19 protein-coding genes are annotated in these 21,990 nt (G+C 71.4%); 7 read left to right on the top strand and 12 right to left on the bottom strand.

Annotated features, from left to right (window positions below; genetic code table 11):
- The first annotated feature begins 10 nt into the window (after positions 1-10).
- Genes tal through pgl form a run of 4 tightly spaced genes read left to right on the top strand, consistent with a single transcriptional unit; the run spans position 11 to position 4,497 of the window.
- Positions 11-1,129, top strand: coding sequence for a transaldolase (gene tal, locus ACFY3N_RS13080; protein ID WP_390816708.1), 1,119 nt, complete (start codon positions 11-13; stop codon positions 1,127-1,129).
- 4 nt (positions 1,130-1,133) lie between these two features.
- The gene (gene zwf / locus ACFY3N_RS13075; RefSeq protein ID WP_390816707.1) at positions 1,134-2,657 is read left to right on the top strand and encodes a glucose-6-phosphate dehydrogenase; all 1,524 of its coding nucleotides are present in this window, start codon (positions 1,134-1,136) and stop codon (positions 2,655-2,657) included.
- Entirely contained in the window at positions 2,654-3,715 is a 1,062-nt protein-coding gene (gene opcA, locus ACFY3N_RS13070; RefSeq protein WP_390816706.1) for a glucose-6-phosphate dehydrogenase assembly protein OpcA, read from the top strand. Before zwf ends, opcA begins: the two co-directional genes overlap by 4 nt.
- The gene (pgl, locus tag ACFY3N_RS13065; protein ID WP_390816705.1) at positions 3,712-4,497 is read left to right on the top strand and encodes a 6-phosphogluconolactonase; all 786 of its coding nucleotides are present in this window, start codon (positions 3,712-3,714) and stop codon (positions 4,495-4,497) included. Before opcA ends, pgl begins: the two co-directional genes overlap by 4 nt.
- Before the next feature lie 125 nt (positions 4,498-4,622).
- Here the strand turns inward: pgl and ACFY3N_RS13060 are convergent, their stop codons facing one another.
- The 5 genes from ACFY3N_RS13060 to ACFY3N_RS13040 all read right to left on the bottom strand — a co-directional run bounded on the left by ACFY3N_RS13060 (position 4,623) and on the right by ACFY3N_RS13040 (position 11,271).
- Positions 4,623-5,462 (bottom strand): carbohydrate ABC transporter permease, encoded by an 840-nt coding sequence (locus ACFY3N_RS13060; RefSeq protein WP_390816704.1) that lies wholly within the window; start codon positions 5,460-5,462, stop codon positions 4,623-4,625.
- Positions 5,459-6,829, bottom strand: coding sequence for an ABC transporter permease subunit (locus ACFY3N_RS13055; RefSeq protein ID WP_390816703.1), 1,371 nt, complete (start codon positions 6,827-6,829; stop codon positions 5,459-5,461). Before ACFY3N_RS13055 ends, ACFY3N_RS13060 begins: the two co-directional genes overlap by 4 nt.
- Positions 6,830-6,834: 5 nt before the next feature.
- Complete coding sequence (locus tag ACFY3N_RS13050; RefSeq protein WP_390816702.1) at positions 6,835-8,163, bottom strand: ABC transporter substrate-binding protein; 1,329 nt, start codon at positions 8,161-8,163, stop codon at positions 6,835-6,837.
- A gap of 13 nt (positions 8,164-8,176) precedes the next feature.
- Positions 8,177-9,820: a glycoside hydrolase family 13 protein gene (locus tag ACFY3N_RS13045; RefSeq protein WP_390816701.1), complete on the bottom strand. Its 1,644-nt coding sequence runs from the start codon at positions 9,818-9,820 to the stop codon at positions 8,177-8,179.
- A gap of 179 nt (positions 9,821-9,999) precedes the next feature.
- Positions 10,000-11,271, bottom strand: a complete 1,272-nt coding sequence (locus tag ACFY3N_RS13040; RefSeq protein ID WP_390816700.1) for an ABC transporter substrate-binding protein — start codon at positions 11,269-11,271, stop codon at positions 10,000-10,002.
- Between the two features lie 128 nt (positions 11,272-11,399).
- On the opposite strand from ACFY3N_RS13040, the gene ACFY3N_RS13035 reads away from it, so the two are divergent.
- From ACFY3N_RS13035 to ACFY3N_RS13025, 3 genes are read left to right on the top strand one after another with little or no spacing between them, the layout of a single operon-like run.
- The gene (locus ACFY3N_RS13035; protein WP_390816699.1) at positions 11,400-11,915 is read left to right on the top strand and encodes a PadR family transcriptional regulator; all 516 of its coding nucleotides are present in this window, start codon (positions 11,400-11,402) and stop codon (positions 11,913-11,915) included.
- Entirely contained in the window at positions 11,912-12,664 is a 753-nt protein-coding gene (locus tag ACFY3N_RS13030; protein ID WP_390816698.1) for an ABC transporter ATP-binding protein, read from the top strand. The genes ACFY3N_RS13035 and ACFY3N_RS13030 overlap by 4 nt, the downstream gene beginning before the upstream one ends.
- Before the next feature lie 40 nt (positions 12,665-12,704).
- Complete coding sequence (locus ACFY3N_RS13025; protein WP_390816697.1) at positions 12,705-14,987, top strand: FtsX-like permease family protein; 2,283 nt, start codon at positions 12,705-12,707, stop codon at positions 14,985-14,987.
- Positions 14,988-15,111: 124 nt separating this feature from the next.
- On the opposite strand, the gene ACFY3N_RS13020 is transcribed toward ACFY3N_RS13025, so the two are convergent.
- The 7 genes from ACFY3N_RS13020 to gap all read right to left on the bottom strand — a co-directional run bounded on the left by ACFY3N_RS13020 (position 15,112) and on the right by gap (position 21,846).
- Complete coding sequence (locus tag ACFY3N_RS13020; protein WP_390816696.1) at positions 15,112-15,957, bottom strand: hypothetical protein; 846 nt, start codon at positions 15,955-15,957, stop codon at positions 15,112-15,114.
- A 91-nt stretch (positions 15,958-16,048) separates the two neighbouring features.
- Entirely contained in the window at positions 16,049-17,701 is a 1,653-nt protein-coding gene (gene pgi, locus ACFY3N_RS13015; protein ID WP_390816695.1) for a glucose-6-phosphate isomerase, read from the bottom strand.
- A 108-nt stretch (positions 17,702-17,809) separates the two neighbouring features.
- Entirely contained in the window at positions 17,810-18,145 is a 336-nt protein-coding gene (locus ACFY3N_RS13010) for an RNA polymerase-binding protein RbpA (protein WP_003957010.1), read from the bottom strand.
- A gap of 221 nt (positions 18,146-18,366) precedes the next feature.
- Positions 18,367-18,603, bottom strand: a complete 237-nt coding sequence (gene secG / locus ACFY3N_RS13005; RefSeq protein ID WP_030820903.1) for a preprotein translocase subunit SecG — start codon at positions 18,601-18,603, stop codon at positions 18,367-18,369.
- A gap of 95 nt (positions 18,604-18,698) precedes the next feature.
- Positions 18,699-19,475, bottom strand: a complete 777-nt coding sequence (gene tpiA, locus ACFY3N_RS13000) for a triose-phosphate isomerase (RefSeq protein ID WP_390816694.1) — start codon at positions 19,473-19,475, stop codon at positions 18,699-18,701.
- A 5-nt stretch (positions 19,476-19,480) separates the two neighbouring features.
- Positions 19,481-20,692, bottom strand: a complete 1,212-nt coding sequence (locus ACFY3N_RS12995) for a phosphoglycerate kinase (RefSeq protein ID WP_390816693.1) — start codon at positions 20,690-20,692, stop codon at positions 19,481-19,483.
- A 146-nt stretch (positions 20,693-20,838) separates the two neighbouring features.
- Positions 20,839-21,846, bottom strand: a complete 1,008-nt coding sequence (gap, locus tag ACFY3N_RS12990; protein ID WP_390816692.1) for a type I glyceraldehyde-3-phosphate dehydrogenase — start codon at positions 21,844-21,846, stop codon at positions 20,839-20,841.
- Positions 21,847-21,990 lie beyond the last annotated feature (144 nt).

Here is a 21,990-nt window from a genome sequence, read left to right as displayed (position 1 = left end):
TGGAATTTCCATGACAGACGCACTGAAGCGCCTTTCCGACGAAGGCGTCGCGATCTGGCTGGACGACCTGTCGCGCAAGCGGATCACGTCCGGCAACCTCGCCGAGCTGATGGACCAGCAGCACGTCGTGGGCGTCACCACCAACCCGACGATCTTCCAGAAGGCGATCTCCGAGGGCGACGGCTACGACACGCAGCTGACCGACCTGGCCGCCCGCAAGGTCACCGTCGAAGAGGCCATCCGCATGATCACCACGGCGGACGTCCGCGACGCCGCCGACATCCTGCGCCCGGTCTTCGACGCCACCGACGGCAAGGACGGCCGGGTCTCGATCGAGGTCGACCCGCGGCTGGCGCACGACACCCGCGCGACGGTCGCCGAGGCCAAGCAGCTCGCGTGGCTGGTGGACCGGCCCAACACGCTGATCAAGATCCCGGCGACCGAGGCCGGCATCCCGGCGATCGCCGAGGTCATCGGCCTGGGGATCAGCGTCAACGTCACGCTGATCTTCTCCCTGGAGCGCTACCGCAAGGTCATGGACGCGTTCCTGACCGGCCTGGAGAAGGCCAAGGAGCGCGGCCTGGACCTGTCGAAGATCCACTCCGTGGCGTCCTTCTTCGTGTCCCGCGTGGACACCGAGATCGACAAGCGGATCGACGCGCTCGGCACCGACGAGGCCAAGGCGCTGCGCGGCAAGGCCGCCATCGCCAACGCGCGCCTGGCCTACCAGGCGTACGAGGAGGTCTTCTCCACCGACCGCTGGAGCGCGCTGGAGCGCGAGGGCGCCAACAAGCAGCGTCCGCTGTGGGCGTCGACCGGTGTGAAGGACAAGGCGTACAAGGCCACGATGTACGTCGACGAGCTGGTGGCGCCGAACACGGTGAACACCATGCCGGAGGCGACGCTGTTCGCCACCGAGGAGCAGGGCGAGATCCGGGGCGACGCCGTCTCCGGCACCTACGAGCAGGCCCGCGCCGACCTGGACGCGATCGAGGCGCTCGGCATCTCGTACGACGAGGTGGTGCAGCTCCTGGAGGACGAGGGCGTCGACAAGTTCGAGGGCTCCTGGAACGACCTGCTGAAGTCGACCGAGGCGGAGCTTCAGCGCCTCGCCCCTTCGGAGGGCTGAGACCTTGTCGAGCAGCAACCCGCTGCGTGACCCCGCCGACCGACGGCTCCCGCGCATCGCGGGGCCGTCGGGCCTGGTCATCTTCGGCGTGACGGGCGACCTGTCCCGCAAGAAGCTGATGCCGGCCGTGTACGACCTCGCCAACCGGGGCCTGCTGCCGCCGGGCTTCTCGCTGGTGGGGTTCGCCCGCCGGGAGTGGGCGAACGAGGACTTCGCCCAGGAGGTCCACGACGCGGTCAAGGAGCACGCCCGCACCCCCTTCCGCGAGGAGGTCTGGCAGCAGCTCATCCAGGGCATGCGCTTCGTGCAGGGCACCTTCGACGACGACGAGTCGTTCGAGCGGCTGCGCGACACGATCGAGGAGCTGGACAAGGCGCAGGGCACGGGCGGCAACTTCGCCTTCTACCTGTCGGTGCCGCCGCGGTCCTTCCCGGTGGTCATCCAGCAGCTGAAGAAGCACGGGCTGGCCGACCAGACCGGCGGCTCCTGGCGGCGCGCGGTGATCGAGAAGCCGTTCGGGCACGACCTGAGGTCGGCCGAGGAGCTGAACGCGATCGTCCACGAGGTGTTCGCCCCGGACCAGGTCTTCCGCATCGACCACTACCTGGGCAAGGAGACGGTCCAGAACATCCTGGCGCTGCGTTTCGCCAACACGATGTTCGAGCCGATATGGAACCGGTCGTTCGTCGACCACGTGCAGATCACCATGGCCGAGGACATCGGCATCGGCGGCCGGGCCGGCTACTACGACGGCATCGGCGCCGCCCGTGACGTCATCCAGAACCACCTGCTGCAGCTCCTCGCGCTGACCGCGATGGAGGAGCCGGCCTCCTTCGACGCGGACGCGCTGGCGGCGGAGAAGACCAAGGTGCTCGGCGCGGTGCGGCTGCCGAAGGACCTGGGCCGGGACACCGTGCGCGGGCAGTACGCGGCCGGCTGGCAGGGCGGCGCGAAGGCGGTCGGGTACCTGGAGGAGGACGGCATCGACGCCTCCTCGAAGACCGACACCTACGCCGCCATCAAGGTCGGCATCGACAACCGCCGCTGGGCGGGCGTCCCCTTCTACCTGCGCACCGGCAAGCGGCTGGGCCGCCGGGTCACCGAGATCGCGGTGGTCTTCCAGCGGGCGCCGCACTCCCCCTTCGACACCACGGCCACCGAGGAGCTGGGCTCCAACGCGATCGTCATCCGGGTCCAGCCGGACGAGGGCGTCACGGTCCGCTTCGGCTCGAAGGTGCCGGGCACGTCGATGGAGATCCGGGACGTGTCGATGGACTTCGCCTACGGCGAGTCGTTCACCGAGTCCAGCCCGGAGGCGTACGAGCGGCTGATCCTCGACGTCCTGCTCGGCGACTCCAACCTCTTCCCGCGCACGGAGGAGGTCGAGCTGTCCTGGAAGATCCTCGACCCGATCGAGGAGTACTGGGACAACAACGGCACCCCGGCCCAGTACCCGGCCGGGACGTGGGGACCCGTCGAGGCGGACGAAATGCTCGAGCGAGACGGACGGAGCTGGCGCCGGCCATGAAGACAGACCTCACGGACACCACGGCCAGCAAGATCAACAAGGCGCTGGTGCAGGCCCGCCGGGCCATCGGCACACCGGCCGTCGGCATGGTGCTCACGCTGGTCATCGTCACGGACGAGGAGAACGCCTACGACGCCCTGAAGGCGGCCGGCGACGCCTCGCACGAGCACCCCTCGCGCACGCTGGTCGTCATCAAGCGCGTCTCCCGCTCGCCCCGGGACCGCACCCAGTCCCGCCTCGACGCCGAGGTCCGGGTGGGCGCGGACGCCGGCACCGGTGAGACCGTCATCCTCCGCCTGTACGGCGAGGTCGTCGACCACGCCCAGTCGGTGGTGCTGCCGCTGCTGCTCCCCGACGCCCCGGTGGTGGTCTGGTGGGCGGTGAACGCCCCGCTGGAGCCGGCGAAGGACCCGCTGGGCGCGCTGGCCCAGCGCAGGGTGACCGACACCTACGCCTGCGAGAAGCCGGTGGAGGAGCTCGCCGCCCGCGCCGCCGCCTACACCCCCGGCGACACGGACCTGTCGTGGACCCGCATCACGCCCTGGCGTTCGATGCTGGCCGCGGCGCTGGACCAGATCGCCTGCGAGGTGCAGGGCGTCGAGGTGGAGGGCGAGGAGTTCAACCCGAGCTGCGAGCTGCTGGCGATGTGGCTCGCGGACCGGCTGGACGTCCCCGTCAAGCGCTCGCACTCCAGCGGCCCGGGGCTCACGTCGGTCCGCATGGACACCGACTGCGGCCCGATCGTGCTGGACCGCGCCGACGGTTCGCTGGCGACGCTGTCCATCCAGGGCCAGCCGAAGCGTGCGGTGGCGCTGAAGCGCCGCGACACGGCGGAGCTGATCGCGGAGGAGCTGCGCCGCCTGGACCCGGACGACACGTACGCGTCGGCACTGCGCTACGGCGTGGAGCGCCTGAGGTCGCCGGAGCGGACCGACGCTCCGGCCAAAGGGGACGAAGGAGAACGGGAAGCGGTCCCCGCTCCCGTCGAGTCGGCTGCGAAAGCTCCCGCGGACCGGGCGACGGCGCAGGCCCCGGTGAAGAAGGCGGCGGCGAAGTGAGTACGGCACCGCAGCTGGTCGTGCACCGGGACAAGGAGCTGATGGCGCAGGCCGCGGCGGCCCGGCTGATCACGAAGATCGTGGACGCGCAGTCCTCGCGGGGGTCGGCGTCCGTGGTCCTGACCGGCGGTCGCAACGGCAACGGCCTGCTGGCCGCGCTGGCCGCGGCCCCGGCGCGGGACTCGATCGACTGGGCCCGCCTCGACCTGTGGTGGGGCGACGAGCGGTTCCTGCCGGAGGGCGATCCGGAGCGGAATGTCACCCAGGCCCGTGAGGCGCTGCTCGACGCGGTGCCGCTGGACCCAAAACGCGTGCACGCCATGCCCGCGTCGGACGGTCCGCACGGCACGGACGTGGACGCGGCGGCGGCGGCCTACGCCGAGGAGCTGGCCGCGGCGTCCGGTCCGGAGAACCACGGCCCGGTCCCCACCTTCGACGTCCTGATGCTGGGCGTCGGCCCGGACACGCACGTGGCCTCCCTCTTCCCGGAGCTCCCGGCGGTCCGGGAAACGGAACGCACGGTGGTGGGCGTCCACGGCGCCCCCAAACCCCCGCCGACGAGGACCACCCTGACCCTTCCCGCGATCCGGGCGGCCCGCGAGGTCTGGCTCCTGGCCGCGGGCGAGGACAAGGCGGAGGCGGCGGAGATCGCCCTCTCGGGCGCGGGCGAGATCCAGGCCCCGGCGGCGGGCGCGTACGGCCGCGCCCGCACGCTGTGGCTCCTGGACGCGGCGGCGGCCTCACGGCTCCCGAGGTCGCTGTACCCGCCGGCGTCGGCGTGATCGACCAGCCCGTCCGGCTTTTGCGGACGAGGTCCGTCCAGGGCCGGACGGGGTCCGGGGGCTGAGCCCCCGGGGACGGGAAGGGAAGGGGCGGAGGGGGCGAAAACCCTCCCCCGCCCCGCCCCCTACTTCACCGACCCCGCCATGACCCCCTGCACGAAGTGCCGCTGAAACGCGAAGAAGACCGCCACCGGCACCACCAGCGACAGGAACGCCCCCGGCGCGAGCACATCGATGTTGCTCCCGAACTGCCGGATCTGCGACTGCAGTTGCACCGTGAGCGGCTGCGACGAACTGTCCGCGAACAACAACGCCACCAGCATGTCGTTCCACACCCACAGGAACTGGAAGATGGCGAGGCTGGCGATCGCCGGCCGCCCCACCGGCAGCACCAGCCGGGTGAAGATCCGCCACTCGCTCCCCCCGTCCATCCGGGCGGCCTCCAGCATCTCCTTCGGCATCTCGGCGAAGTAGTTCCGCAGCAGGAACACCGCGAACGGCAGCCCGTACGCCACGTGGAACAGCACGACGCCCGGAATGGTCCCGAAGAGTCCGAGCTGCCCGAAGAGTTTGGCGACCGGCAGCAGCCCGATCTGCACGGGCACCACCAACAGCGCGACGACGACCAGGAACACGGGCTCCCGCCCCGGGAAGTCCAGCCAGGCGAAGGCGTATCCGGCCAGCGCGGCCACGACCACCACCAGCACGGTGGTCGGCACCGAGATCAGCACGGTGTTCCAGAACGCCTGCGTGATCCCCGAGTTCTCCAGCAGCGCCGAGTAGTTGTCGAAGGACAGCTGCCCGGGGCTGCTGAACACGGTCCACCAGCCCCCCTCGGCCGTCTCCTCGGCGGACCGCAGCGAGGACAGGAACAACCCGGCCAGCGGAGTCATCCACACCAGCCCGATCACCACCAGGAAGGCCTGCACCACCGCGTTGCCCAGCACACGCCGAACCGTGCTCATCGCTGACTCCTCCGGAAACGACGGACGTTGAACACCATGGCCGGAATGACCAGGAGGAGCAGCAGCACACCCAGCGCACTGCCCAGCCCCTGGTTGTTGCCGCCGCCGAACGACACCAGCCACATCTGCGTCGCGAGCACGGTCGCGTCCTCCTGCACCGGTCCGGGCGCGATGATGTACACGAGGTCGAAGACCTTCATCACGTTGATCACCAGCGTCACGAAGACGACCGTGAGCACGGGCGCGAGCAGCGGCACCGTGATGCGCCGGAAGATCTGCCACTCGTTCGCGCCGTCCATCCGCGCCGCCTCCAGCGCGTCCCGCGGCAGGGTGGAGAGCCCCGCCCCGATCAGCACCATCGCGAACCCGGTCCAGATCCACAGGTACGCCCCGATGATCGCCGGGGTGACGAGCGCCGGGCCGAGCCAGGAGACGCCGTCGTAGGGTGCCGCGAAATTGGACGAGGGCAGCCTGAGGGCGTACGAGCCGCCGTCCAGCCCGGCGAAGCGGAACGAGCCGTCGGCCGCGGTGGTCGTGCGCGCGACCGCCTTCCCGTCACGCACCGCCTCGACCGTCACCCCGGGCAGTCCGCTCTCGCCCCGGTCGACCACCCCCGGCTCCCCTCCCCCACCGGGCGTGAAGTCGAGGTACACCACACCGCGCACCTCGTCGGCGCCGGCCTTCCCCGCCGCCGCGGCCGCGGCGGGTGCGGCGTCCCCGGGGAGGTCCTTGGGCGCGACCCCGACCAGCCCCAGCGCAGCCGCCGTCCCGCCGGGCGAGACGTCCGCGCCGGTGGTGTACGACCCGTCCGCCTGCCCGGTCAGCCCTTCGCCCTCACGCGCGCGGGCGGTCGGATAGGAGGACGTGCCCTCGAAGGCGTCGTGCACGGAGACGACGGCCGCGTTGAGCACGCCCTTGTCCGGGTCGTCGTCGTAGGCGAGCCGGAAGATGATGCCGGCGGCGAGGAAGGAGACCGCCATCGGCATGAACAGCAGCAGTTTGAAGGCGGTGGCCCAGCGGACCTTCTCCACCAGGACGGCCAGGATCAGCCCGAGCCCGGTCAGCAGCGTCGGCGCCACGACGACCCAGATCGCGGTGTTCCGGATGGCCTTGAGGGTGGTCGGGTCACGGAACATCTCGGCGTAGTTCTCGCCGCCCACGAATTCATTGCCGGAGGCGTCGAAGAAGCTGCGGCCGACGGAGAACAGCACCGGGTACACGACCAGGGCACCCAGCAGGAGCAGCGCGGGGAGCGCGAACAGCAGGGCGACCAGACGCCCCCGCCGGCGCGGGCGCCGGCCGCGTGCGCCGGCGGGGTGCGCGGCCGGCGCCCGCGGGCTCTTCTCTTTCACCGGTGTGGCGGTCACGGCCGTCAGTTCCCGTACGCCTTGGCCGCGGCCTTCTCCAGCTCGGCCGCGGTCCTCGCCGGGTCGGCCGGGTCGCGCAGGAAGTCCTGGAGGATCTTCCACTCGCCGGTGCCCTTGGTGCCGCCGAAGGCCGCGGGGGCCTGGTCGGACATGTCGAAGCGGACCGAGTCGCCGGCCGCGATCAGGGACTTCGCGGTGGCACGGGTGACGTCGTCACCGTAGGAGGAGAGGTCGAGCTTCTTGTTCGGGGAGAGGAAGCCGCCCGCCTCGGCCCACACGGCGGCGGCCTCCGGGGTGGCCAGGTACTCCAGGAGCGCCATGCCTGCCTCGCTGTTTTTGCCGTCCTTGAGGACGACGGCCGCGTCGCCGCCGCTGACCACGGGCGCCTCGCCGTCGCCGACCGGCGGGAAGGGGAAGAAGTCCGCGTCGGTGCCGATGGTCCTGCCGAACTGGTCCTTGGCGACGCCCGCGACGAAGTCGCCCTCGTAGACCATGGCGGCCTCGGCCTTCGGGCCGAAGACCTTCTCCACCGAGCCGGGGAAGTCGGTGGTGAGGGCCTGCTTGCGGCCGCCCGCGACGAGCTGCTCGTCCTTGAAGAGCTCGCCGAGGGTGGTGAGCGCCTCGACCACGGTCGGGTCGGTCCACTTGATCTCGTGCGCGGCGAGGGCGTCGTACTTCTCGGGTCCGGCCTGGGAGAGGTAGACGTTCTCGAACCAGTCGGTGAGCGTCCAGCCGTCCTGGCCGGCCACCGAGAAGGCGGCGAGGCCGGAGTCGGAGACCGTCCGCCCGTTCTCCAGCATGGCGTCGTACGTCTTCGGCGGGGTGACGCCGGCCTGTTCGAGGGCCTCGGGGCTGTACCAGACGGTCGACTTGTGGGCGGCCTTGAAGTAGAGGCCGTACAGGGTGCCGTCGACGCTGCCGTAGTCCTGCCACACCTCGGCGAAGTTGGCGCCCACGGTAAACCGGACCTTCTCGTCCAGCGGCTTGAGCCAGCCGTTCTCGGCGAACTGCTTGAGCACGCCGACCTGCGGGACCATGACGACGTCGGGGGCGTTGCCGCCCTCGATCTTGCTGCCGACGACGGTGGAGACGTTGTCGCCGGTGGACACGAAGGCGGTCTCGGCGCCGGTCTTCTCGGTGAAGGCGTCGAGCACCTTCTGGAAGTTCTCCTGCTCGCTGCCGGACCAGACGCCGGCGACGGTGACGGTCCGGCCTTGGAGCGCCTTGTCGCCGCCGCCGGCCGCGACGGGGTCGCCGCTGCCGCAGGCGGTCGCGCCGAGCGCGAGGACGAGGGCGGTGCATCCGGTGAGCAGGGTGGTACGTCGTCGCATCATCGTCGATGTCCCTTCAGGAGTGTCGGTCGGATGTCCGGGAGCCGTCGATCCACCAGGCGGCGGTGGAGCCGGGGAGCACCCCGGGCGGGCAGGGACCGCTGGCGAGCAGCGGGGTGCCGGCCACCGGGGCGGGTACGGGGGCGGCGGTGAAGTTGACGGCGCAGACCAGGTCGTCGCCGCGGGTGAAGGCGAGGACGCCGGGCTGGGTGTCCAGCCAGCGGAGCGTGCCGTCGCCCAACTGGCTCAGCGCGGTGCGCAGTTGCAGGCCGTCGCGGTACAGGTGCCAGGAGGAGCGGGTGTCGGCCAGCGCCCGGTCGGTGGCGTGCTCGGCGAACCACTCGGGCTGCGGCAGCCAGGGCCGTACGCCCTCGGCGCCGGAGGTGAAGCCGAACGGTGAGGCCTGCCCGGACCAGGGCAGCGGCACCCGGCAGCCGTCGCGGATCCGGGCGCGGCTGCCGGTGCGGCGGAAGATCGGGTCGGTGAGCACGTCGTCGGGCAGGTCCACGACCTCGGGCAGGCCCAGTTCCTCGCCCTGGTAGATGTACGCGGCACCGGGCAGCGCCAGCATCAGCAGGGCGGCGGCGCGGGCGCGGGCGGGGCCGAGTCCGCTGCCCTCCGGGGTGGGTTCGCCGTAGCGGGTGACGGTGCGGACCTGGTCGTGGTTGTTGAGGACCCAGGTGACGGTGGAGCCGGTGCCGGCGATGTCCTGCATGGCCTCGGAGATGACCTTGCGGAAGGCGTCGGCGTCCCAGGGGGCGCTCAGCAGGTCGAAGAAGAAGGCCTGGTGGAGCTCGTCCGCGCGGACGTAGCGGGCGTGCTCGCGGGCGGTGGGCACGGAGACCTCCCCGACCAGCAGGCGTTCACGGCCGTCGCGGGCGGTGTACTCCTCGCACACCGCCCGCCAGTGCCGCCACACCTCGTGCACCTCGGGCTGGTTCCAGGCGAGCGGGTTGACCGAGTCGCGGGTGCGGGCGTCGGCCCGGGGGTCCGGGGAGTCGGGCAGTTCGGGGTGCTTGAAGAGGCCGGCGGCGACGTCGACGCGGAAGCCGTCGACGCCCCGGTCCAGCCAGAAGCGGAGTATGCGGTCGAACTCGGCGGCCACCTCGGGCTCGCGCCAGTTCCAGTCCGGCTGTTCGGGCGTGAACATGTGCAGGTACCACTGGCCGGGCCGGCCGTCCGGCTCGGTGACCCGGGTCCAGGCGGGGCCGCCGAACATGGCGTGCCAGTTGTTGGGCGGTTCGGCGCCGTCCGGGCCGCGGCCGTCGGCGAAGTGGAAGCGGGCGCGCTCGGGGCCGCCCGGGGCCGCGCCGAGGGCGGCGCGGAACCAGGGGTGCTCGCTGGAGCAGTGGTTGGGGACGATGTCCAGCAGCACCTTGACGCCGAGCCGCCGGGCGGCGTCGACCAGCAGGTCGAACTCGGCGAGGTCGCCGAAGACCGGGTCGACGTCGGTGTAGTCGGCCACGTCGTAGCCGTGGTCGTGCTGCGGCGAGGGGTAGAAGGGGCTCAGCCAGATCCCGTCCACGCCGAGCTTCTTCAGGTACGGCAGCCCCGCCCTGACCCCGGCGAGATCGCCGATGCCGTCCCCGGTGCTGTCCAGGAAGCTGCGGACGTACACCTGATAGATCACCGCGTCACGCCACCAGTGATGCCTGTTCACCCCGTTGACCCGTCTGTGAGGAGTGCTCGTTATGCATGCATGTTAGGTAGCGGTGTCGCGAGGGTGTCAATGAACGTACGCAAGATTCCGCGGAGTTGACGAGCCCATAGGGGTACTTAAACGGGCACAACGGACGCTTTTGAGACGTCCGCGTTACCTAACATGTAACTAGGGGATCGTCAGCGCGAGGAGACGGCGGCGAGCTCGGCCGCCAGCCGGCGCACCGCGGCCCCGGGCGTCTGCCGCCCGGTCATCGCGTCGTGCACCACCGCCTGCACCACCAGGCTCACCTGGTCGTAGTGCGGGCTCTTGGGGCGCGGGGCGGCGGCGAGCACGCTCTCGCGCAGGGTCGGCAGGTACGGGAACCGCCGGACCAGTTCCGGGTCGTCGTACAGGTCGGCCCGTACGGGCGGCAGCGCACCGCGCGTGAGGACCTGGCGCTGCACGCGCTCGCTGGTGAGGTACTCGATGAGGCGCGCGGCGGAGTCGGGGTGCCGGGCCCGGCTGCCGACGGCCAGGTTGGAGCCGCCCAGGACGCTGGTCCCCGGGCCGTCCGGCCCCGGCAGCGGCACGGCGCCGACCTTGCCGGCGACCGCGGAACCCGGGGCGGAGGCGGCGACGTAGGCGTAGGGCCAGTTGCGCAGGAAGAGCAGCCGGCCGTCCTGGAAGGCCTGCTTGGACTCCTCCTCCTTGTACGCCAGCGCCTCCCGGGGTATCCAGCCCGCACGGATTCCGCGCGCGAGGAAGCCGATGCCCTCCCTGGCCGCCCGCGAGTCCACGGTGACGCGTTCGCCCTCGTCGCCGAGGATGGTGCCGCCCGCCGAGTAGACGGCCTCGGCCGCGTTGACGGTGAGGCCCTCGTAGGGCAGGAACTGGCCGGCGTAGCCGTCGAGGCCGTGCCGCGGGGCGAGGGTCCGCGCGGCCCGTTCGAGCTCGGCCCAGGTGCGCGGCGGCGGGACGCCCGCCTCGGCGAGGACGTCCTTGCGGTAGAGGAGCAGCCCCGCGTTGGTGACGTACGGGACCGCGTACAGGCGTCCGTCGTACGTCGCGGTGTCCACGACCCGGGGCAGGAAGGTGCCGAGCGGGAAGCGGTCGCGGGGCAGCGGGCGGATCCAGCCGGCGGCGGCGAACTCCGAGGTCCAGCTGACGTCGATGTTGAGCACGTCGAACCGGCCGCGCTCGTCGCCGCGCAGGTCGGTGATCATCTGCGCGCGGGTCTCGTCGGCGGAGTCGGGCAGCTCGACGAGGGTGACCTCCTCGCCGGGGTGGGTTCGGTTCCAGCCTTCGAGCACGGAGCCGAGGTAGCCGGTGAGGTCGCCGGCGGTGGCCAGGGTGAGCGGTCCGCGCCCGTCCCCACCGGGCTCCCCGGCCCGCGCCCCGGAGGCGACGTAACCGGTCAGGACGACGACCAGGACGAGGAGGCCCCTACCCGCGGCATGGATCCACCGCATAGGTTCCTCCCTGTGCACCGGCACCCGGGCATCATCGTCCGGGGTCAGAGGCCATGTATACCCGTTAGGTATGCGCGATACTAGGGCCTGCGGCACATTGCCCCCAGGATGCGAGGAGGAGAGCGCGAGTGCGGCTGCCCCTCCTGGCGCTGCTCGCCCGTGGCCCGGCCCACGGCTACGAGCTCAAGCAGGACCTTGAGCAACTGCTGGGCTCCGCGTACCCTCAGCCGAACGTCGGCCAGATCTACGTCACCCTCGGCCGCCTCGAGAAGACGGGACTGATCGAGGGCGAGGACGTCGAGCAGTCGAGCCGGCCCAACAAGAAGGTCTACCACCTCACCGACGCCGGGCGGGAGGCGCTGCGCGCCTGGTACGAGGAGACGGCGGACGAGCCGCGGGTGCGGGACGAGTTCTTCATGAAGCTGGCCCTGGCCCCGCAGACCGGTCTCGCCGACCGGATCGCGCTGATCAACCGACAGCGGCGCCAGTACCTGAACACCATGCGGCAGTTGTCGAAGCTGGCCGCCGCCGAGGACCGGGACAACCGCATCTCCCACCTGCTGATCGAGGGCGCGATGCTGCACCTGCAGGCCGACCTCGACTGGCTGGAGCGGTGCCAGGAGGAGCTGGAGGAGCCTCAGTGAGCGAGCGCACCGCCGAAGTGCTGCGTGCCGAAGGCCTGGTCAAGACGCACCACGGCGAGGGCGCCCCGGCGCACGCCGTGCGCGGCGTCGACCTGCGGGTGGCGCGCGGCGAGTTCGTGGCGATCACCGGCCCGTCCGGTGCGGGCAAGTCGACGCTGCTGCATCTGCTCGGCGGGCTCCAGCGGCCGGACGCGGGCAGCATCTGGCTGGACGGCGAGCGCACGGACGGCTACGGCGAGGCCCGCTGGGCGGTGGAGCGGCGCAAGCGGATCGGGATCGTCTTCCAGTTCTTCAACCTCGTGTCCGATCTGTCGGTCGCCGACAACGTGGAGCTGCCCGCCCTGCTCGCCGGGGTGCCGCCGAAGAAGGCCCGCGCCGGGCGGGAGGAACTCCTCGCCGAGCTGGGCCTCCGGGGCAAGGAGCGGAGCATGCCGGGCGAGCTGTCCGGCGGTGAGCAGCAGCGGGTCGCGCTGGCCCGGGCGCTGGTCAACCATCCGCCGCTGCTGCTGGCCGACGAGCCCGCGGGCAGCCTGGACAGCAAGGGCACCCGCGAGGTGATGCGGCTGCTGTCCCGCTTCCACGCGCGTGGGCAGACGATCCTGCTGGTCACGCACGACGCGCGGCTGGCGAGCGCGGCGGACCGGGTGATCAGCTTCTTCGACGGCCGGATCGCCGACGACGCCACGCTCGACGGCGGCGTACCGCCGCGCCGGACCGGGACGTCCGGTGTGCTGGAGCTCAGGGACTGACATGCGCGTCCACGACCGACCCCCGAGGGACTGACCGCCGGTGCGAGCCACCCTGCGCTGGGCGCACTCCGATCTGCGCACGCACCGCGGCGAGGCGCTGTTCCTGGTGCTCGCCACCGCGGGCATCGTCGCGTCCCTGCTGCTGGCCACGGCCCTGTTCGGCTACGCCACCAACCCCTGGCAGCGCGTCTTCACCCAGGCGCGCGGCGCCCACGTCACGCTGCACACCACCGCCTCCGCCGACGCCGGGGAACTGGCCGGGCTGGACGGTGTGGAGTCCGTCGCCGGCCCCTATCCGACGGCCTCGCTCACCCTCGCCTCGGGGGGCGGCCGGGCCTCCGCGGAACTGCGCGGCACCTTCGGGAAGCCCGAGGTGGGCCGTCCGCTGATCACCTCGGGGCAGTGGCTGGACCCGGCGACCCCCGACGGCGTGGTCCTGGAGAGCCGGCTCGCGCGTGCGCTGCTGACCGCCCCCGGTGAGACGCTCACCGTGCCGGGTACCGCGCGGCGGCTGACCGTGGTGGGCGTCGCCGACAGCGCCGAGCCGCGTTACCGGCCGGGTGAGCGGTCCGGCCTGGTGTGGGCCCTGCCGTCGGCGGTGACGGACCCGGGCGGCCAGGTGGTCGGGCTGCGGCTGACCGACCCGGGCGACACCGGGTACGCCGTGCAGCGGGCGGTGACCGAGCTGGGCGCCGGGGCGATCGGCGAGGTGGCCACCTGGCAGCAGGCGCGCGCCGAGGCGCAGGGCGACAACCGGCTGCTCGGGCAGGTGCTCGGCCTGTTCGGTCTGGGCGCGCTGGTCGCCGCCGGGTTCGCCGTGCACGGGGCGATCGCCACCCGGATCCGGGGGCATCTGCGGGACATCTCGATCCTCAAGGCGATCGGCTTCACGCCCGGCCAGGTCGTCCGCGTCTTCCTGATCCAGCATCTGCTCTACGCCCTGCTCGGCGCCGTGGCCGCCGCCGTGCTCACCGAGGCGCTGGGCAGTGCGGTGCCGGGGCGGCTCGGGGACGCGGTCGACGTGTGGCAGGGGCTGCCCGGACACACCGCGACGCTGTTCGCCGTACCGGTCGGGGCGGTGCTGTTCATCGGCGCGACCACCTGGCTGGCCGCCTGGCGGGCGGGACGGGTGCCGCCGGTGCCGGTGCCGCGGCCGGCGGCGCCCCCGGCCGGGCGGCTGACCGGTGTGGCGCGGCGGGCGCTGGGGGCACGGGTGCCGCCGGCGCTGGTCCTGGGCTGGCACAAGGCGTACCGGCGCCGTCCGCGTTCGCTGGGCGCGGTGGGCAGACTGACGCTGCCGCTGCTGCTGATCGTGGTGGCGCTGAGCGCGTGGACCACCATCGACCGTTTCCACAGCAGTCCGGAGCGGATGGGGCTGCCCACGGCGCTCGGTGTCCGCGCGGACGCCTCGCTGGGCGACCGGGAGACCCGCGCGCTGCTGGAGCGCGACCCGCAGGTCGCCGCCGCCTACCCGGGTGTGGAGGTGGCCGCGCTGGTTCCCGGCCAGACCGCCACCATCGCCCTGCGCGGCCTGGGCACCCGTGCGGAGCCGTACCCGTTCACGCTGGCCGAGGGGCGCGCCGCGCGCGGGCCGGACGAGGCGGTGGCCGGGCAGGGGCTGCTCGACCTGCTGCACGTACGGGTCGGCGACTGGGTGCGGATGACCGTCGGCGACCGGCCGCAGATCCTGCACATCGTCGGCCGCAGCATCGAACCGGAGAACGCCGGCCGGACCATCTCGACCTCGCTGGACACCCTCCGCGCCAACGACCCCGGCCTGCGGCCGGCCCTCTACCAGCTCCGTCTGGACTCCGGCGCGGACCCGGCCGCGGTCGCCGAGCGGCTGACGGCGGCGGGCCGCGGCCACCTGGACGTGCACACCGTGGCCAACCCCGCCGACGGGCTGTCCCCGCTGCGCGCGGTGGTCCTCGGGCTGATCGTGGTCCTCGCGCTGATCGGGCTGATCGAGCTGCTCACCGCGATCGGCGGCACGGTCCGCGAGGGCGAACGCGATCTGCTGGCGCTCAAGGCCATCGGCCTGACCCCCCGGCAGATCACCGCCGTCACGGTGACCGCCACGGCCGGGACGGCCCTGGCGGCCGTGCTCCTCGCCATGGCCCTGGGGCTGCCGCTGGCGCACTGGCTGATCGACGCCCAGGGGAGGTCGAGCGGCATCGGCGCCGGGATCGCCCGGCTGCCCTCCCCCGCACTGCTCGTGCTGCTCGGCGCGGCGGCGGTGCTGGGGGCCGCGGCCCTCGCCGCCCTCCCGGCGGCGCGAGCGGCCCGCCGCCGCCTCGCGGACACGCTGAGCGCGGTCGCCTGAGCGGCAGGGGCGCCTACGGTCACTCGCTTCTCTCGCCCCCGCCGCCCCTTCCCGTCCCGCACCTGGGGCGCTGCCCCCGGGGGACGGGAACGGGAAGGGGCGGCGGGGGCGAAAACTGCCGGCGTCAGCCGCCCCCACCGCGGACGTAGGGGTTCCCCTGCGGCGGTACGTGGGGCAGTCCCGCCGGCGGCATCGGCGGCATCGGCGGGACGGGGCCCGGGACCGGCGGGAGGCTCGCCGGGTGGGCGCCCAGCCGGATGCCGTAGCGCCGCTTCAGCCGGCCCGCCTCCGCCAGGGCGATCGCCGTGACGGTCACCGGGGCGCCCAGGATGAAGACGACGCCCATGGTGAGACCGAGCCCGTGCAGATCGCCGGTGACCAGGTCGGGGATCGCCATCAGCCAGCTGGTCACCGTGGCGAGCAGGGCCGGCAGACAGCGGTGCACGGCGGCCGTGCCGAAGAAGTTGCCGCTCACCCGTACGGCTCCGCAGACCACGAAGACGATCAGCCACATCATCGTCAGGCCGATGCCCAGGGTCGTGAGCATGTGGCCCGACCCGTTCGTCATCTGCACCAGCAGCACCAGCGCGACCACGCAGCCGATGAACAGCAGGAGCAGCTTCAGGGAGTTGAGCAGCGGTACCCGCAGCCGGCGCACGGTGCCGGTGCGCCGCCAGACGAGGAGCATCGCGCCGACCGTCAGCGGGGTGAGGACCAGCAGCACCGCCGAGGCGGTCAGCGCGTTCTCCAGCAGCTCCGTGACGTCGAAGCCGCCCTCCAGGACGGTGTAGACGCCGACGGAGGCGACCGCTCCGGCGATGACCCTGAAGCGCTTGAGCCGCTCGATGGAGGGGTCGAGCGACTCCGGGATCCACGCGGGGTGGAACACCGCCTTCGCGACGTGATGGGGTTTCAGGAAGGTCCGGGCCCTCAGCGTGCCGCCGGTCCAACTCCCGGGCCTGTGTACCACCTTGCGCTCCCCCGAGTGCTCGCCGTGATGATCGCGGGGGGAGTCTACGGGAAGCGGACGGCGCCCGGCCGTCCGCTTTCCCGCACCGTGCTCACCGCCGGCCGCGCAGCTCCCGGTAGGTGGCGACGAGGGCCTCGGTGGAGGGGTCCAGGCCCGGCACGTCGGCCCCTTCGGTGAGGGCGGGTTCGACACGCTTGGCGAGCACCTTGCCGAGTTCGACGCCCCACTGGTCGAAGGAGTCGATGTTCCAGATCGCGCCCTGCACGAACACCTTGTGCTCGTAGAGCGCGACGAGCTGGCCGAGCACGGACGGCGTGAGCTCGCGCGCGAGAATGGTGGTCGTGGGGTGGTCGCCCTTGAACGTCCTGTGCGGGACCAGTTCCTCCGGCACCCCTTCGCCGCGCACCTCGTCCGGGGTCTTGCCGAAGGCGAGGGCCTGGGTCTGGGCGAAGAAGTTGGCCATCAACAGGTCGTGCTGGGCCTTGAGTTCACCGCTCAGCTCGGCGACGGGCTCGGCGAAGCCGATGAAGTCCGCCGGGATCGTCTTCGTCCCCTGGTGGATCAACTGGTAGTAGGCGTGCTGCCCGTTGGTCCCCGGCGTGCCCCACACCACCGGTCCCGTCTGCCACTCGACCTCGCGCCCGTCCCGGCCGACGTACTTGCCGTTGGACTCCATGTCGAGCTGCTGGAGGTAGGCGGTGAACTTCGACAGGTAGTGCGAGTACGGCAGGACCGCGTGCGACTGCGCGTCGTGGAAGTTGTTGTACCAGACGCCCAGCAGGCCCAGCAGCAGGGGGACGTTGGACTCGGCCGGCGCGGTGCGGAAGTGCTCGTCGACGAGGCGGAAGCCGTCGAGCATCTCCCGGAAGCGGTCCGGGCCGATGGCGATCATCAGCGACAGGCCTATCGCGGAGTCGTAGGAGTAGCGGCCGCCGACCCAGTCCCAGAACTCGAACATGTTGGCCGTGTCGATGCCGAACTCGGCGACCTTCCCGGCGTTCGTCGACAGGGCGACGAAGTGCCGGGCGACGGCGGCCTCGTCCTTGAGCGCGTTCAGCAGCCAGGTGCGCGCGGAGGTGGCGTTGGTGACCGTCTCGATGGTGGTGAAGGTCTTGGACGCGATGATGAACAGCGTCTCGGCCGGGTCCAGGTCCCGGGTGGCCTCGTGCAGGTCGGCGCCGTCCACGTTGGACACGAAGCGGACGGTGAGGTCGCGGTCGGTGAAGGCGCGCAGCGCCTCGTACGCCATCGCCGGGCCGAGGTCGGAGCCGCCGATGCCGACGTTGACGACGGTGCGGATGCGCTTGCCGGTGTGGCCCGTCCACTCGCCGGAGCGGACCCGGCCGGCGAAGTCGGCCATCCTGTCGAGCACGGCGTGCACGGCCGGGACGACGTTCTCGCCGTCGACCTCGATCACCGCGTCCCGGGCGGCCCGGAGGGCGGTGTGCAGCACCGCACGGTTCTCGGTGGTGTTGATCCTCTCGCCGCGGAACATGGCGTCGCGCAGCCCGAACACGTCGGTGGCGACGGCGAGTTCCCGCAGCAGCCGCAGGGTGTCGTCGGTGACCAGGTGCTTGGAGTAGTCGACGTACAGGTCACCGACCCGGAGGGTGTAGCCGGTGCCGCGGCCGGGGTCGGCGGCGAACAGCTCGCGCAGCCGCACCTCGCCCAGCTCCTCACGGTGCTTGGCCAGTGCGGTCCACTCGGGCGTCTGGTTGAGCCTGGTACGACCGTCTGCGTTCATCTCGGACTTCAGCCTTCTTCCTTGGGTGTCCCCGCTGTGCCCCAACCTAATTGATCAGCGGTGAACAGGACGGGAGAAGAAGACTGAGGGAATCCGAAGCGGACCGGTCTAGATCTCGCCCCGGAGTTTGGCGAGCGCCTCGGCGAGGATCGCCTCGCCGTCCGCGTCGCTGCGCCGCTCCCGCACATAGGCGAGGTGCGTCTTGTAGGGCTCGGTGCGCGGCGGGTCCGGCGGGTTGTCGCGGTCCTGCCCGGCCGGGAATCCGCAGCGGGGGCAGTCCCAGGTGTCGGGCACCTGCGCGTCGCTCGCGAAGCTCGGCTGCGTCTCGTGCCCGTTGGAGCACCAGAAGGAGATGCGCAGCCGGGGCGCGGACTCACCGCGCTCGGCCTCGCCCATCGGGCCCGCCCCGACCCGGCTTCCCCGGATCGCGTTGCCACTTGCCACGGTCGTAACTCCCTGCGTGATGGTGCCGCAAAGCGAGTCGGCGTTCCGCTTCGCTGCGAGCGCCTCAGTCTACGTAAGGCCCAACGCACGTCCAGTGTGGGGAGTTACCGCCCCCGTATCCAGACGTAGGCCCCATGATAGGCCGCGCTCAGCTGCGCGTACCGAACATGGGGCCTTACGTGCGGAATGCTTGGGAAATGGGTGCGTGACACGCCCTCGGATCAGTTGTTCATCTTCATGGTGATGCCGAGCACGACGATGCACGCGAACCAGAGCAGCCCGACCACGAGGGTGATCCGGTCGAGGTTGCGCTCGGCGACCGAGGAGCCGCCGACGGAGGACTGCATGCCGCCACCGAACATGTCGGAGAGGCCGCCGCCCTTTCCCTTGTGCATCAGCACCAGCAGCATCAGCAGCAGGCTGAAGACGATCAGGGCGATGGAGAACCCCAGAACCACGGCTGGACCAACTTCCTCGGATGCGGATGGACGACGCGGGGCCCAGTACAGGACTGGACCCCGCAAGGGTACGACGGATCGGTCCTACGGCCTACTCACTGGTCGCGGAAGCGGACGATCTTGACGAACTCGTCGGCGTCCAGCGAGGCGCCGCCGACCAGGGCGCCGTCGATGTCGGCCTGCGCCATGATCTCGGCGACGTTGCCGGACTTGACCGAGCCGCCGTACTGGATGCGGACCTTGTCGGCCAGCTCCTGCGTGTACAGCTCGGCGAGCTTGCCGCGGATGGCGGCGCAGACCTCCTGGGCGTCCTCGGCGCCGCAGACCTTGCCGGTGCCGATGGCCCACACCGGCTCGTAGGCGATCACGACCGTCTCGGCCTGCTCGGCCGGGAGGTCCTTCAGACCGCCCTCGACCTGGGCGAGGGTGTGGGCGACGTGGTTGCCCGCCTCGCGGACCTCCAGCTCCTCACCGACGCAGAGGATGGGGGTGATGCCGTGCTTGTAGGCGGCCTTCACCTTGGCGTTCACGATCTCGTCGGTCTCGGCGTGGTACTGACGCCGCTCCGAGTGCCCGACGGCGACGTAGGTGCACTTCAGCTTGGCCAGCATCGGGCCGGAGATCTCGCCGGTGTAGGCGCCGCCGTCGTGCGCCGAGATGTCCTGGGCGCCGTACGTGATCTTCAGCTTGTCGCCGTCGACCAGGGTCTGCACGGAGCGCAGGTCGGTGAAGGGCGGCAGGACGGCGACGTCGACGGCCTCGTAGTCCTTGTCGGCGAGGGCGAAGGCGAGCTTCTGGACGTGGGCGATGGCCTCGAGGTGGTTGAGGTTCATCTTCCAGTTGCCCGCCATCAGCGGCGTGCGGGTGGTCATTGAGGTCAGTCCTCCAGTGCGGCGAGACCGGGGAGCGTCTTGCCCTCGAGGTATTCGAGGGAGGCGCCGCCGCCGGTCGAGATGTGGCCGAATGCCTGCTCGTCGAAGCCCAGGATGCGGACGGCCGCGGCGGAGTCGCCGCCGCCGACCACGGTGAAGCCCGGGGAGTCGAGGAGGGCCTGGGCGACCGCCTTGGTGCCCTCGGCGTAATCGGGGTGCTCGAAGACGCCCATGGGGCCGTTCCAGAAGACGGTGGCGGCGTCGGCGAGCTTCGAGGCGTACAGCTTGCGGGTCTCCGGACCGATGTCCAGGCCCATCTGGTCGGCCGGGACGGCGTCCGCGGCGACGGTGGCGGGGTCGGCCGGCGCCTTGGTCCTCATGTCGGGGAACTCCGCGGCGACCAGCGTGTCGACGGGCACCAGCAGCTCGACGCCGTTCTTCTCGGCGCGCTCCAGGTACTCCCGGACGGCCGGGAGCTGGTCCTCCTGCAGGAGGGACGTGCCGACCTCGTGGCCCTGGGCCTTGAGGAAGGTGTACGCCATGCCGCCGCCGATGAGGATGCGGTCGGCCCTGCCGAGCAGCTCGTCGATCACGGCGAGCTTGTCGGAGACCTTGGCGCCGCCGAGGGCGACGACGTAGGGCCGCTGCACGTCGTCGGTGAGCTTCCGCAGGACGCCGACCTCGGTGGCGATGAGGTATCCGGCGTAGTGCGGCAGTCGCGCCGGGAGGTCGAAGACCGAGGCGTGCTTGCGGTGCACCGCGCCGAAGCCGTCGCCCACGTACACGTCGGCGAGGGCGGCGAGCCGGTCCGCGAACTCGCCGCGCTCGGCGTCGTCCTTGGCCGTCTCACCGGCGTTGAAGCGCAGGTTCTCGATGACCGCGACCTGTCCGTCGGCGAGGCCGGCGACGGTGGCGCCGGCGGACTCGCCGACGGTGTCGGTCGCGAAGGCGACGTCGGCGCCGAGGAGTTCGCCGAGGCGCGCGGCGGCCGGGGCGAGCGAGAAGGCGGGGTCCGGGGCGCCCTTGGGACGGCCCAGGTGGGAGGCGACGACCACGCGGGCGCCCGCCTCGGCGAGGGCCTTGACGGTGGGCAGCACGGCGCGGATACGGCCGTCGTCGGTGATGGTGGTGCCGTCCAGCGGCACGTTGAGGTCGGCGCGGACGAAGACCCGCTTGCCCGCGACGCCTTCGGAGAGGAGTTCGTCGATCGTCTTCATAAGGGCTCCCTGGCTTGAGCTCGTGTTCGCTCGTGATCGCTCGTGATCGAAAGAGGGCGGCTGTTCCGATACGTGCGTCAGGGCTCGGACAGCGCGTTGCCGCACCGGCCGAGCCCTGCGCTCATATCAGGCTGCCCGCTCCGCGATCAGAGCTGGTTGCCCACGAAGACCGTCAGGTCGACGAGGCGGTTGCTGTAGCCCCACTCGTTGTCGTACCAGCCGATGACCTTCACGCTCTTGCCGTCCTGGACCATGGTCAGGGACGAGTCGAAGGTGCAGGACGCCGGGGCGTTGACGATGTCGGAGGAGACGATCGCGTCCTCGGTGTACTCGAGGTAGCCCTTGAGCTCGCCCTCGGCGGCCTTCTGGAAGGCGGCGTTGACCTCTTCCTTGGTGACCTCGCGGGAGAGCTCGACGACCAGGTCGGTGACCGAGCCGGTCGGGACCGGGACGCGCATGGCCATGCCGTCCAGCTTGCCCTTGAGCTGCGGGAGCACCAGGGCGGTGGCCTTGGCGGCACCGGTGGTGGTCGGGATGATGTTCTCGGCGGCGGCACGCGCGCGGCGCAGGTCCTTGTGCGGGAAGTCCAGGATGCGCTGGTCGTTCGTGTACGCGTGCACCGTCGTCATCAGGCCCTTGACGATGCCGAAGTTCTCGTCGAGGACCTTCGCCATCGGCGCCACGCAGTTGGTGGTGCAGGAGGCGTTGGAGATGACGTGGTGGTTGGCCGCGTCGTACTGCTCGTGGTTGACGCCCATGACGAGGGTGATGTCCTCGTTCTTCGCCGGGGCGGAGATGATGACCTTCTTGGCGCCGCCGGCGATGTGCTTCTCGGCGTCTTCCTTCTTGGTGAAGATGCCGGTCGACTCGATGACGATGTCGACGCCCAGCTCGCCCCACGGGATGTCGGCGGGGTTGCGCTCGGAGAGCACCTTGATCGTCTTGCCGTCGACGGTGATCGTGTCGGCGGTGTGCGAGACCTCCTGCTTGAGGCGGCCCAGGATGGTGTCGTACTTCAGCAGGTGCGCAGTGGTCGCCGTGTCACCCAGGTCGTTGACGGCCACGATCTCGATGTCGGCGCCCTGCTCCAGCAACGCGCGGAAGTAGTTGCGACCGATGCGGCCAAACCCGTTGATGCCTACGCGGATCGTCACGAACCGATCTCCTCGTTGGTACGCCGGCTCTTGTCGCCGGCGAGCTGTATTTGGGATGTCCCCGACCACTGTCGACCCTACCTCTCCGGGGCCCCGGCCGTGACATCGAGTTGTCCCAGTACCCGGCGAGGCGGTCCGTACCCG

The sequence above is a fragment of the Streptomyces sp. NPDC000348 genome (genome assembly GCF_042898795.1).
GTDB lineage: Bacteria > Actinomycetota > Actinomycetes > Streptomycetales > Streptomycetaceae > Streptomyces.
This window is presented reverse-complemented; position numbering and strand designations above follow the sequence as displayed.